13 protein-coding genes are annotated in these 13,529 nt (G+C 41.6%); 6 read left to right on the top strand and 7 right to left on the bottom strand.

The features are described 5' to 3' along the window. Positions 1–339, bottom strand: a complete 339-nt coding sequence (locus N473_RS17735; protein WP_039611707.1) for a P-II family nitrogen regulator — start codon at positions 337–339, stop codon at positions 1–3. Between the two features lie 131 nt (positions 340–470). Next, on the bottom strand, positions 471–1,739 hold the full coding sequence (locus N473_RS17730) for a diguanylate cyclase (protein WP_063369082.1): 1,269 nt from the start codon (positions 1,737–1,739) through the stop codon (positions 471–473). A 246-nt stretch (positions 1,740–1,985) separates the two neighbouring features. Between N473_RS17730 and N473_RS17725 the strand changes: the two genes are divergently transcribed. The 5 genes from N473_RS17725 to serA all read left to right on the top strand — a co-directional run bounded on the left by N473_RS17725 (position 1,986) and on the right by serA (position 6,874). Next, positions 1,986–3,509 (top strand): S10 family peptidase, encoded by a 1,524-nt coding sequence (locus tag N473_RS17725; protein ID WP_081221247.1) that lies wholly within the window; start codon positions 1,986–1,988, stop codon positions 3,507–3,509. A 197-nt stretch (positions 3,510–3,706) separates the two neighbouring features. Further along, a complete protein-coding gene (locus tag N473_RS17720; RefSeq protein ID WP_063369081.1) occupies positions 3,707–4,249 on the top strand; it encodes a hypothetical protein in 543 nt (180 codons plus the stop codon). After that, complete coding sequence (locus tag N473_RS17715; RefSeq protein WP_063369080.1) at positions 4,249–4,869, top strand: 5-formyltetrahydrofolate cyclo-ligase; 621 nt, start codon at positions 4,249–4,251, stop codon at positions 4,867–4,869. Before N473_RS17720 ends, N473_RS17715 begins: the two co-directional genes overlap by 1 nt. 109 nt (positions 4,870–4,978) lie before the next feature. Further along, positions 4,979–5,632, top strand: coding sequence for a ribose-5-phosphate isomerase RpiA (gene rpiA, locus N473_RS17710; RefSeq protein WP_039611710.1), 654 nt, complete (start codon positions 4,979–4,981; stop codon positions 5,630–5,632). A gap of 12 nt (positions 5,633–5,644) precedes the next feature. Next, complete coding sequence (gene serA / locus N473_RS17705; protein ID WP_039611711.1) at positions 5,645–6,874, top strand: phosphoglycerate dehydrogenase; 1,230 nt, start codon at positions 5,645–5,647, stop codon at positions 6,872–6,874. Positions 6,875–6,997: 123 nt separating this feature from the next. On the opposite strand, the gene mdh is transcribed toward serA, so the two are convergent. After that, complete coding sequence (gene mdh, locus N473_RS17700; RefSeq protein ID WP_039611712.1) at positions 6,998–7,933, bottom strand: malate dehydrogenase; 936 nt, start codon at positions 7,931–7,933, stop codon at positions 6,998–7,000. A gap of 241 nt (positions 7,934–8,174) precedes the next feature. On the opposite strand from mdh, the gene argR reads away from it, so the two are divergent. Continuing rightward, positions 8,175–8,642, top strand: a complete 468-nt coding sequence (gene argR / locus N473_RS17695; protein WP_039611713.1) for a transcriptional regulator ArgR — start codon at positions 8,175–8,177, stop codon at positions 8,640–8,642. A gap of 2 nt (positions 8,643–8,644) precedes the next feature. On the opposite strand, the gene N473_RS17690 is transcribed toward argR, so the two are convergent. Genes N473_RS17690 through N473_RS17675 form a run of 4 tightly spaced genes read right to left on the bottom strand, consistent with a single transcriptional unit; the run spans position 8,645 to position 13,265 of the window. Continuing rightward, a complete protein-coding gene (locus tag N473_RS17690) occupies positions 8,645–9,574 on the bottom strand; it encodes a Dyp-type peroxidase (protein WP_063369079.1) in 930 nt (309 codons plus the stop codon). Between the two features lie 24 nt (positions 9,575–9,598). Beyond that, positions 9,599–10,630 (bottom strand): ABC transporter ATP-binding protein, encoded by a 1,032-nt coding sequence (locus N473_RS17685; RefSeq protein WP_063369078.1) that lies wholly within the window; start codon positions 10,628–10,630, stop codon positions 9,599–9,601. Then, positions 10,630–12,261 carry an ABC transporter permease gene (locus N473_RS17680; protein WP_063369077.1) on the bottom strand — a complete coding sequence of 544 codons (1,632 nt, stop codon included), beginning with the start codon at positions 12,259–12,261 and terminating at the stop codon, positions 10,630–10,632. The genes N473_RS17685 and N473_RS17680 overlap by 1 nt, the downstream gene beginning before the upstream one ends. Continuing rightward, positions 12,261–13,265 (bottom strand): Fe(3+) ABC transporter substrate-binding protein, encoded by a 1,005-nt coding sequence (locus N473_RS17675; protein WP_063369076.1) that lies wholly within the window; start codon positions 13,263–13,265, stop codon positions 12,261–12,263. The genes N473_RS17680 and N473_RS17675 overlap by 1 nt, the downstream gene beginning before the upstream one ends. Positions 13,266–13,529 lie beyond the last annotated feature (264 nt).

The following is a 13,529-nucleotide window of genomic DNA, read 5'->3' as shown; positions in this document are numbered from 1 at the left end:
TCAAATAGCTTCTTCGTCTAATTCACCCGTGCGGATCCGCACGATTTGCTCTAAGTCATAAACGAAAATCTTACCATCGCCTATTTTTCCGGTGTTTGCCGCTTGTGTTAGGGTATCGACGACGCGTTGGCAGTTTTCACTGTGAGTCGCAATTTCAATTTTAATTTTGGGGATAAAGTCGACTTGATATTCTGCACCTCGGTACAGCTCAGTATGGCCGCGTTGTCGGCCAAATCCTTTCACATCGACCACGGTCATGCCCTCTATTCCGAGCTCGGCAAGTGCTTCTCGCACTTCGTCCAATTTAAAAGGCTTAATTATCGCACTTATCATTTTCATTGTTGGCCTCCAATGGAGTGTGATTCCTGTTGTTGATGGAATACACAATCCAACCTTTATGCCAAAAAGATAAGTGCCTATTTATCAGTAAGATATGATTGTAAGGAAGAAATAAAAGTTAAAAAGTGCACTTAGCTGGTGCACTGTTCAAGCATTTTGTTTGATTTGGTGCAAGCGGTCACTGCGCTATTACGCCCTTGCGCTTTGGCCTGATATAGCGCTTTATCCGCATGGCGCATCACTTCACTTAAAGTTGAAAATTCACATTTTGCAATGCCAATACTCAAGGTACACCGCAGTTGATGCTCATCCACATGAAAAATGTTATCCGCAAATTTCATACGAAAATTATCAAAAGCCGCTTTGGCTTTACGCATATCACTCTCAGCCAACAATACCGCAAATTCTTCTCCGCCAACACGTGATACTAGGCTTTCAGAAAATGATTCATTCAGAAGCTGCGCCACTTGTGTCAAAATGCTATCCCCGCCCAAATGACCATATTGGTCATTGATTTCTTTGAATAGGTCAAGATCAAGTAAAGCTAAGCAACTATGGTCTAAGCCTGATTTAAGTAAGCGATCCATTTGTTGGCAAAAGTAACGTCGATTGTATAAACCGGTCAGATAATCTCTGTGGGCATAGTCTTTTATCTCAGCAATCAAGTTAAGCTGTTCCATGGTTTGCATTACACGGCAATGGAATTCTTCATTCATAAATGGCTTCATCAGAAAGTCATTTGCACCGTATTTAATAAACTTTGCAGACAATCCATGGGTCCCTGCACCAGATAATCCAACAATGGCCAAATCATCTCTACCACGGAAGTTACGAACCGCTTTTACTAGTTCAAAACCGTCCATCGTAGGCATCGCATAGTCAGTTAATAGCAGTTTCACGTCATGATCAGCCTTGAGCATAGTAAGTGCTTGCTCACCATCTTGCGCTTCAAAAACCGTAAAAAGTTGTTTTTCTAGCATTTGCCTCATAACCGCTCGGCTAATCATCGAGTCATCGGCGATCAGAGCCTTGCAACCTTGGTTACGCAGTAATCGGCTAACCAGTTTAATTGCATATAAGTAGGAATCTCGGTTATCTTTTATCACATAGTCGACTACACCCATTTCCAGCATTTGTTGTCGACTGTACTCATCAATTTTAGAAGTCAGTACCACTGTGGGAACGTTATGACTCAAAGTTAATTGCACCACTTCGGCGTCCATTGCATCGGGCAATGTTAAATCTACCAAGGCCAAAGTGTAGCGATTACTCGCAAGTAGCGCTTTACTTTCCTTGAGAGACCAAGCAAAGTCTATGTCGACATTTAAATATTGTGATGCCAAATGGCGTAAGATTTGTTGAACAACCTTACTATCTTCAACAATTAATACTTTTTGCATGGAAACTTTCTCTAATGACTACAATGAGAGCGTAGTTAAACAAGAATTTAACAGGGCTAAATACTTTAATACTACAGACATAAGGGTGAAATATACGCGATTTTTGTGACAAAAAAAACCTGCATCGCCCCTAAATGGTAAACAAATTGTAATGGGCTGCAAATATTGCTGTTTAGTCTCATTGACTTTGAATTCAGCATTAAAAAAGCTTTAAATGTAAGCTGGAAGAGAATACCGAGGAACCCCATGACAGCCGTACCCAAAATAGTATCAGGTCTCATGTTACTGTGTATCAGTGCGCTCAGCAGTGCAAATAGTAATACAAACGGTCAATTAAGTTTTGACATAGATCATCAGGTCACGACAAAACATAAAACAACCATCAATGGCTCAAAACTAAATTACTCCGTATCAACAGGCACTCAGCCTTTGTGGGATAATGAAGGCCACCCAATCGCTTCTTTACACTATACCTACTACAAAAAAGATAAAGTAAAGGACATCGCTAAACGACCACTGCTCATTTCATTCAATGGCGGACCAGGCTCGGCGTCAGTCTGGATGCATATCGCTTACACTGGCCCGCGCGTGCTCAAAATAGACGATGAGGGCTATCCGCTGCAACCGTATGGTTTAAAAGATAATCCTTACTCCGTTCTAGACACAACCGATATTGTTTTTGTAAACCCAGTTAACACGGGTTATTCAAGAGTACTACCTGACAAACAAGGTAAAATGCCAAGCAAAGAGTTTCAACAAAAGCAATTTTTTGGCGTCAATGCGGACGTAAAATATCTTGCAACGTGGCTCAATACTTTTATCAACCGTCATGACAGAGCACTGTCCCCTAAATTTTTAATTGGTGAAAGCTACGGTACAACACGCGTTGCAGGACTAGCCCATGAATTACAAAATCAACAGTGGATGTATTTAAATGGTGTAATTTTAGTTTCTCCTACCGATATTGGGATAAAACGCGATGGTCCTGTCAAAGCAGCTAATCGCTTGCCTTATTTTGCTGCAACAGCGTGGTACCACAACGCGTTAGATAACCAGCTCCAAAATAAAGACTTACTTGAAGTATTAGAAGAGGTGGAAGCTTATACACTTAATACCTATCTACCTGCACTTGCCAAAGGCGCAATGATCAGTGCCGAAGAAAAACAAGCCGTTACCGCTCAAGTTGCTAAATATTCTGGCTTAACAGAACGATTTGTCGCACAGAATAATTTAGATATCCCAACAGGAGCATTTTGGAAAGAACTGCTTCGTGATAGAGAGTTAACCATCGGTAGGCTTGACTCAAGGTACTTGGGTATTGATAAACGTGCAGCAGGTGACATCCCGGATTACTGGCCAGAGCTCACTTCTTGGTTGCATTCATTTACACCAGCTATCAACCACTACTTTCGCCAAGAGCTCAATTACAAAACAGATATAAAATACAATATGTTTGGCCCTGTCCGCCCATGGGATAGAACCAAAAATACTGTTGGTGAGCGCTTGCGTTTAGCAATGGCACAAAACCCTTATTTGCATGTGATGGTGCAATCAGGGTATTACGACGGCGCAACTAACTACTTTGATGGTAAATACAACCTATGGCACTTAGATCCAAGTGGTAAAATGAAAGATAGACTGAGTTTTAAAGGTTATCGCTCTGGTCATATGATGTATCTACGCTATGAAGATCTGAGGCTTTCTAACGAAGACTTAAGAGCATTTATAAATCAAGCTTTACCGAAATCTGGTCAAGCTGCCAAATATTAATGCTGTCGAAGTGGAGGCCTTCCCTCCACTTTCTTGCTCCAATCCACTGATTAACACATCATTAATCTCATCCTTGACTTATAGACAGCACTCATTTCCAATGCATCAATTGCTATAAATCACTCTCGTAGATTTATTCAATGCTTCCGATGGCTTTTTGGGTATACTCTTCCTATTAGAAAAAAATGAGATCATCTATGAGTGACCAATTTAGAGTTGTTTTTGTCGGATTTAATGCTGATACAGACAGCCAAAATGCGATGGAAAGCTTAGCCACAAAGCTAGGTGTGTCAAAGCAAAAAGTTATTGCGTTTACGCAGGGAAAACCACTATTTGGTGCAACTGATAAAAACAAGTGTTTAAAGCAAGCTAAACTTTTAGCCATTTACGGATTTCAAAGTAAAGTACAGCCTCAGCAAAGCAATATGCAGAGTGCTCCAGTTGCTAATAATGCAGCGAATGAGCGTGTATTTGAAGCCCTCGATTATATCACCAGTAGCCTAATCAGAATTGAAGAAAAGCTAGAAGAGCTTGAGCAAAGAATTGATGGGAATGAAAAAAGCGGTGATGAAAAAGAGGAGGAGCAATGGCAAAGTGATGAACTTTTCGATGAACTTGACTTAGATACCGAGCCAAAACCAAAGTCCAAAAAACTGCTTTATGTACTACTTGCCATTTTATTTATCTTACTCATCATATTGGGTTTCAGTTTAGCTTTCCCTGAAATGGTGCAGTTCTAATGAAAGAAAATTCAAGTTGCAACTTGGAAAAGGCGCAAGTAAGAAAAAAAATTCGTACATCCATACGAAAAAAAAGAAATTCTCTGGATGAAAATTTTCAATCTAAAGCAGAATATGACTTAAACATTAATTTTATTCAACACATAAAACCCCCAAAAAACACCCGAATTGGGGTCTATTTACCCAATGACGGAGAATTGAGAACAAACCTTTTAATTCAATCACTTTGGGATAATAAAACGGATGTTTTCCTACCTGTAATTCACCCTTTTATCGGCACAACTTTACTGTTCCAAAAATATGAAAAAAACTCAACCATGAGCCAAAACCGCTATGCTATCTTAGAACCTAAATTGAATTGTAGTGAAATTTGCCCATTAGAGCAGCTGGATTATTTGTTAATGCCATTAGTCGCATTTGACGGGCAAGGCAACAGGTTAGGCATGGGTGGCGGCTATTACGACCGAACACTTGCCAATTATTATAATCAGGGGTGGAGCAAGCCACAGTTAATTGGATTAGCGCATGACTGCCAAAAGGTCAGTCAACTGCCGGTTGAGGCCTGGGATGTGCCTTTACCCGCAATATTAACGCCTAGCCAATATTACCAGTGGCGATAAGTGTATTTGTTCCTGAAATTCACGCTTAAGAGTGTAATTATTTGTCATACAATTCGAGTGTTTAAGCGTATAATCTCAACCAATTAAAAGACAACAAAGTGATTACGTTATGACACAAGATGAAATGAAAAAAGCAGCTGCGTGGGCTGCACTAGAGCATGTAGAAGAAAATACCATTGTTGGTGTGGGCACAGGGTCTACTGTGAATCATTTTATTGATGCTTTAGGCAGCATCAAAGATGACATTAAAGGCGCCGTTTCTAGCTCAGAAGCATCAACCGAGAAACTCAAAGCACTCGGTATTGAAGTTTTTGAACTGAATGATGTTACACAGCTTGATGTGTATGTAGATGGTGCTGATGAAATCAACGAACACGGACACATGATTAAAGGCGGTGGCGCTGCACTGACACGTGAAAAAATCGTTGCTGCGGTTGCAAAAAAATTCGTATGTATCGTCGATCAGAGCAAACATGTTAGTACGCTGGGGAATTTCCCACTGCCAGTAGAAGTGATTCCGATGGCACGCAGCTATGTTGCTAGAGAATTGCTGAAGCTTGGCGGAGATCCAGTTTACCGCCATGGTGTAACTACAGATAACGGTAACGTCATTTTAGACGTTCATGGATTAAACATTACGGATCCGAAAGCGTTAGAAGAACAGATCAACCAAATCGTCGGTGTTGTCACTAATGGGCTATTTGCTCACCGAGGTGCAAACACCGTAATTACAGGGACACCACAGGGTCCACAAACTAGGTAATAGGAATGAGTCATGAGTAAGGTATCTTTGTCTAAAGATAAGATTAAAATATTATTGTTAGAAGGCGTGCACCAAAGTGCCGTAGAGACATTAAAGCGCAATGGATACAGTAATATAGAGTACCTCAAGACATCGCTACCTGAAAATGAATTAATCGAGCGTATCAAACACGTTCATTTCGTTGGTATACGCTCGCGCACACACCTGTCTGAAAACGTATTAAATGCAGCAGAAAAACTTGTCGCTATTGGGTGCTTTTGTATTGGTACGAACCAAGTTGACTTAGATGCGGCTAAACGCCGTGGTATTGCTGTCTTTAACGCTCCATTCTCTAACACCCGCTCAGTCGCAGAATTAGTGTTGGGTGAAATCTTATTATTGCTTCGTGGTATTCCAAAGCGAAACGCAATGGCACACCGCGGTCAATGGTTTAAATCAGCAATTGGCTCTTTCGAAGCGCGTGGAAAAACATTGGGCATCATTGGCTATGGTCACATTGGTACACAACTTGGGATCATGGCTGAGAATATCGGTATGAAGGTCGAGTTTTACGACATAGAGGATAAACTGACGCTCGGTAACGCACAGCAAGTTCAAAACCTGACACAATTGCTCCAACGTGCAGACGTGATCAGTTTGCATGTGCCTGAAACGCCACAAACTAAAAACTTAATTGGTATGGCTGAAATTGAAGTAATGAAACAAGGCGCAATCTTGATCAATGCATCACGTGGCACCGTTGTGGATATCGACGCACTCGCAGAAGCTCTACAACATGAAAAGCTCGCTGGCGCTGCCATCGATGTATTCCCTGTTGAGCCTAAGTCAAATGATGAAGAGTTTGTATCTCCACTTAGAGAGTTCGACAATGTTATTTTGACACCTCATGTAGGGGGATCAACCCAAGAAGCACAAGAGAATATTGGTATTGAAGTTGCTGGCAAATTAGCCAAGTACTCTGACAACGGCTCAACAGTCACGGCAGTCAATTTCCCTGAAGTATCACTACCAGAACTATCAAATCGTAGTCGTTTATTGCATGTCCATGAAAATAGACCTGGTGTACTTACGCAAATCAACCAAGCCTTCGCACAGCATGGTATCAATATCGCTGCACAGTATCTGCAAACGGATGACTGTATTGGTTATGTTGTTATTGATGTTGATAGTGATCACTCAGAAGTTGCTTTAAAAGAATTGAGTGCGGTAGAAGGGACTATTAGAGCACGTATCCTGCACTAAGTTTCTTCATACAAATGAACATAATCAAGCTGGCAAGTTGCCAGCTTTTTAGTGCCTCAATAAAAGAGTACAAACAAAAAAAGCTGCTTTAAAAGCAGCTTTTTTTAGTGTAATAACTTGGCATTAAGCCATGAAATCAACACCTTCTTTGATGTCTTTTTCTAGCGTCGCTAGCATGTCGTCTTTTGCTTTTTGCTCAAACGCACTTAGTTCACCGTATGGTAAAAGCTCTTCAACACCATTTTTGCCTAGACGGATAGGCTGTGCAAAGAACTCAGCATCGCCAGTGTTACCTTCAACATATGCGTACTCAAATACGTTTTCTTCGCCTTGAAGACCTTTAACAAGTGAGAAGCAGAAACGTGCTGCAGCTGCACCCATTGAAAGCGTTGCAGAACCGCCACCCGCTTTCGCTTCAACAACTTCAGTACCTGCGTTTTGGATACGCTTAGTAAGAGAAGCAACTTCCTCATCAGAGAACTCAACGCCTTCAACCTGAGAAAGTAAAGGTAGGATTGTCGTGCCAGAGTGACCACCAATAACTGGTACTTTAACTTCTGATACGTCTAGACCTTTAAGTTCAGCAATGAATGTTTCAGCGCGGATAACGTCAAGTGTAGTTACACCGAATACGCGTGCAGCATCATAAGTGCCCGCTTTTTTGAATACTTCACGTACAATTGGTACTGTGCCATTTACTGGGTTTGTGATGATACCAACAAACGCTTTAGGACAGTTTTTAACGATACCTTCAGCTAGAGTTCTAACGATACTCGCGTTAACGTTAAACAGATCCGCACGGTCCATACCAGGTTTACGTGGCATACCAGCAGGGATCAAAACGATGTCTGCACCCGCTAGAGCAGGATCAAGGTCATCTTTACCGTAACCAGCTACTGATACAGCTGTTGGGATGTGAGAAAGATCAACCGCAACACCAGGAACAACTGGTGCAACATCATATAGTGCTAGCTCAGAGCCTGCAGGCAAACCGTTTTTAAGCAGAAGTGACAACGCTTGACCGATACCACCAGCGGCACCTAATACAGCAACTTTCATTATAATTCTCCATATATTGAAGGTAGGAATTTTGTGTGCTGTAAAGATAATGAAAAGCGAGAGTAAAGACAAATTTATCCGCGTTATTTTCGAGATTTTTTCGACTATAGTTGTAAACAACAGACAACTTTTTGCAATTTGCCTTTACGATACACCATGAAAATTACTCCATCGTGAAAATTTGGGTAACGGTTAGGATTTGTGTAAAATCGGGCAACCAAAATTAATTGAAGAGATGTATATGCAAGCGCAAGACAAACAAGAAGCCTTAGTTAAAGCCTTTAAAGCACTTTTGAGAGAGGAAAACTTTGGTTCTCAGGGCGAAATAGTTGATGCGCTAAAAGATCAAGGCTTTGATAACATAAGCCAAAGTAAAGTATCACGAATGTTAAGTAAGTTTGGCGCGGTACGGACCAGAAATGCCAAACAAGAAATGGTTTACTGTTTACCCGCTGAGATGGGTGTACCAACAGCAAAAAGTCCGCTTAGGCAACTGGTTATCGACATCATGCACAATGAGATGATGATTATCATAAGAACCAGCCCAGGTGCGGCGCAATTAATCGCAAGACTACTTGACTCATTAGGTAGTGCCGATGGGGTACTTGGCACAATCGCTGGTGATGACACGATTTTTATTGCTCCAGCAAAAGTATCTGAAATTGACGAGACTTTAGATAAAGTAAAAACGTTATTTGATAACGTATAACCTTAATCGTCCTTCACTATTTGCGCCATCTCTATCAAAAATTGCAAAGATGGTGCAAAAAAAGATGCGCCCATATCTGCTTCAGAATAATCAAGTAACGGATCATAGCAATCTTGCCCAGAGAGTAAACCAAAACGACTCATCAACACGGTCTCAAAGGCATTACCATGGGCTGCACAACTCAAATTTATGCTCCCTTGCTCAAACACATCCCCAAATGGCATGCTCTGGTCTAACAATAACACCAACCCTTCAGCATCCTTCAATTCTGCTCTACTGGCGTGACTGAATGCTGCTTTAGGCTCAATCAGCTTATTGTCTAAACGCGTGCGCCCCATTAAAGCCTCTTGTTCTTCAATGGGGAGTTGTTGCCACCGAGATAAATCAAACTTTACTCGTTGAATGTGGATATAGCTCCCTTGATGGTCCATACCTTCTGGATTATCGACTAAGGCGACTTTGCGCTTGAAGCGACCATGAGGCGATTCGCTCGCGTAAATAAAACCATTAAAATTTCGCCCGTCCAAAAACCGGAAACCGCGTACGTGCGCGACGAGCTCAACACAACCACCCAGCATATGTATGACGCTTTGTGCAAATAAGTGATTTACATCTTCTCTGTCCGAGCGAATGACATACAACAAATCAAAGGGCTGACTATGGATCAAATGATCATTTGAACGAATATGAGGAAAGCTTTTCAGCTCTGGAGGTATGAATTCAGGATAGATATGTGGCCAGTACTGAGCACCAATTGCGACAAAACTGCTGAGCATGGATTCAGAGAATCGATCGCTTAACTCGTCTTGTAAGCGCCCAGCCTGTGCTAATGCTTCTCGCACAGCTTCATCTTGCCCTTCAAGAACATTAAAGAATAAATGTAAGCCATGCAAATTTGCTTCTGCACAAATCCCCGATTGCGGTTGGGCCATACCTTTTCCTTATCGTTAATCGCTCTAAGAAAAGAAATTTACCGCATGAGGCTTAATTTTTAAAGAGATAGGCTTCGACAAATCTAACGGATTGTCTGCAGGCTTGGCAATTTCTAACTGCTGACCTTGCAATTCGATAGCGTATAAATACTCTGTACCCACAAACCTCTCTTGATTGACTTTTATTTCGCCGTGGTCGGTATTGAACAATTCAATATGGCTCGGTCGAACAAATATCTTACCCTTATGCTCAGTATCACTTTGCTGTGTTAGTGAACTCACTTGCCCAAACTGTGTACTAAATGCGCCATTGCCCGCATGTGTCGCGTCTAGATAAACTCCCTTACCTAAAAACTCGGCAACCACCTGATTTTTAGGTTGATGAAACAGCTCTGTTGGGCACCCTAATTGGGCAATTTGGCCTTGATGCATGATGGCCAACCTATCTGAAAAAGCAAACGCTTCATCTTTTGAATGGCTAACAAAAATCGCAGAAACTTTTTGATCTTTAATAATACTTCTTATATCACTGATCAACTGAAATCTAACTTGCGCATCAATATTTGAAAACGGCTCATCTAACAACAATAAACTCGGCCGATATGCCAACGCTCTGGCAATAGCAACACGTTGTTGTTGACCACCAGAAAGTTCATGTGGAAAACGCGATGCATAAGCTCCTAAATGTACAAGCTCCAACATTTCAGATACGCGAGCTTGCTTTTCATCACGACTCAACTTCCCCAAACCAAAGGCCACATTTTGTGCAACCGTTAGGTGCGGAAATAACGCATAATCCTGAAACATCATACCAACATTTCGATGCTGTGGCGCTACAAAGCGCTTGCCATCATTCACCGTATTTTGGCCGATAGTTATCACGCCTTGCTGTGGTCTGATCAAACCCGCAATGGCTTTTAGAGTGGTTGTTTTACCGCAACCACTGGCCCCCAATAAACAGACAATTTCATTTTCTTTCACCTGTAGATCAAGGTTATCGATCACGGCATGTCCATCGTAACTATATTGCAAGGATTCAATAGCGAGGCTGTACATTATGATTGCTGCTCCATTGAGCGATTGACTAAATAAAGAGGAATTAATCCAACCAGTACGATAAACAATGCTGAGATGGAAGCCAGCTCTAACTGTTCATCACTGACAAACTGAAAAACATGTGTCGCAAGTGTCTCAAAATTAAACGGCCTGAGCAGCAGCGCTGCTGGTAATTCTTTCATACACTCAATAAAAACCAGTAAACCTGCGGTCAGTATGCCACGCTTCAACAGGGGAATATGTACACGACCTAAAGTCTGTAGATTATTTTTCCCCAAAGAGGCGCTGGCCATATCAATACTGGGGCTTATTCGGACAAAACTCGCCTCAACGGCACCTTGAGCAATGGCGTAAAAACGCACCACGTAAGCAAACACTAAAGCGAAAATAGTGCCGCTAAATAACAGCCCAGGCTCAAAGCCAGTGCCATCTAACCAACGATTTAAGTAATCATCAAATAAAGTCAGTGGTAGTAACACGGCTATCGCCAAAACTGTACCGGGTAGCGCATACCCCATACTCGCGACTTTGCCGGGAAAACTCTTCGTCTTTTGCTCTCCAATTCGCTGATAAAACACCACCAAAATACTAAAACAAATTGCGATTGCGCTTACATATAGGCTGATCTTCAAACTTTGCCACGCGTAATTGAAAAACGCGTCATTCCAAGCCTGGTCAAAATAATCGATGGCGTAACTTAACAGGATCCCAACCGGAATAAAAAATGCCAAGATCAATACTAAACTGCAAAATGCGGTCGCCAACCAACCATTTTTACCACTTAGCTCATACAAACTCGTGTCGTTCACACTGCTTTGCCGTTCATGCACGACTTTGCTGCTGCGGCTCATTTTTTCTAGCGACAGAGCAATAAATAAAAACAGTAACATAATACCGGAAATTTTAGCCGCGGCTGTCAGCGAGTAGTAGCCCAACCAGGTATCATATACTGCGGTGGTCAGCGTGCTAACCGCAAAGTAATGTACCGTAGCGAAATCAGCCATGGTTTCCATACTTATCAGTGCAAGAGCAGCCACAATGGCACCACGAGACAATGGCAGGCTCACTTTCAGAAAGCTCTGAAATGGCGACAGTCCCATTAATTGACTTGCCTGAACCAATTTAAAAGATTGTTCTCTAAGCGCCGTTTTAAAAATTAAATATAAATAGGGATAGAGTACAAGTGCTATCATGACGATGGCGCCGGGCAAAGTTCGAATGTCAAAAAACCAATAGTCATCAGGGCTTGCCCACCCAAACCAGTCCCTTAAAAAAATCTGTACTGGCCCCGCGTAATCAAGTAGATCAGTATATACATAAGCGATGATGTAGGTAGGCATGGCAAGTGGCAGCATCAAGGCCCACTCAAATATTCGCTTGCCAGGGAAGTGGCAATATGCCGTTAGCCATCCAAGAGGCAGTGCAATGAAAGCACTGAGTAACAAGACACCGACTATTAACAAAACCGTATTGCTAATGTAATCCCAGAGAACAGTATCCCAAAGGTGCGAGAATACTTCAGATTCTCCTTGCAATGATTCAAAAATGAGAAATGCCAGCGGGGTAGACAGGCAAATGCCGATCACCCACGCTGTTATCTGCCAATTCGACAGTTTATTTTTTAGCTGCATTAAAGGTCAAATTTTACCTCATCAATTAGCTTCAGAGCCAACGGACGGTATTTACTAATTTCAGCAAGTGGTAAGCTGTCTTCCTTAAACGCTCCCCATGACGCTACCATTTTCGATAATTCGACGCCCGGTTTAACCGGATATTCCATATTCGTCGATGCGTACATATTCTGTGCCTTATTGTCCGTCATAAACTCTATGAGTTTCAAGGCATTTTCTTTATTTTTTGCGTACTTGGTTAGAACAACACCGGAAACATTCAAATGAGAGCCGCGGTTCTTTTGATTAGGGAAATTGATGTAAACAGAGTCAGCCCAAGACTTTTGTTTCTCATCCGTCATCATTTTGCCGAAGTAATAACTATTACCTAATGCAATATCACACAGCCCCTCTTTCACCGCTTTCACTTGTGCGCGATCATTACCTTGAGGTTTGCGTGCCAAGTTATTCTTTACTCCAACCAACCACTCTTTAGTTTCAGTCTCACCGTGATGTGCAATCATAGAAGCCACAAGGCCTAAATTATATGGGTGTTTGCCCGAGCGAGTACAAATCTTACCCTTGTATTTAGGATCAGCCAACTCTTCATAACTGAGCGTTTCTAACCTGCCAAGCCTTGATTTAGATGAGTACACATTGCGCACACGTTTGGTCAATGCAACCCACTGTCCCTCTGGATCTCTAAATGATGCTGGGATGTTACTTTCAACCGCTTTACTGGCGATCTTTTGAGTTAAGCCTAAATCTTCCAACTGAATCATGGCACTAAAGTTTGAAGTCAGAACCAAATCCGCACGAGAGTGCTTACCTTCTCTTTTTACACGCTCTATCAAGCCTTTTTTTGCAAAAACAACATTCGTTTTTATTCCTGTCTGCTTTGTAAAATCATCAAGGATAGGCTGAATTAAAAATGGTTGGCGAAATGAATAGATATTTACTTCATCCGCTGCGAAAGCTGGCATACAGGTCACAGCGGTCAATAATGTGGCGATAGCTCGTTTCATGAAGACTCCAAATCCAAACAATTATTATTATCAACTAATTCTAACGCGATTATACATAAATTACAGCCCACTGACTCGAGTGACTAAAATTATTATTGCCGCTTATCGACAATTTATCTGTAAGAGATATCTCACTGTATCTGTAGATATCGAGTAATCTGATATAGATTTCACCGCCCTCAAATTAGGAACCTATTGTTATTTAATAATTTTTATTTATCAAATAGAACATAGTCTTTTTTTTATAATCTTCAAGCCAATGTT

Source organism: Pseudoalteromonas luteoviolacea CPMOR-1, assembly GCF_001625685.1.
Classification (GTDB): Bacteria; Pseudomonadota; Gammaproteobacteria; order Enterobacterales; family Alteromonadaceae; genus Pseudoalteromonas; species Pseudoalteromonas luteoviolacea_K.
The sequence above is the reverse complement of the archived record's forward strand: the minus strand, read 5'-3'. Positions and strand labels throughout refer to the sequence as shown.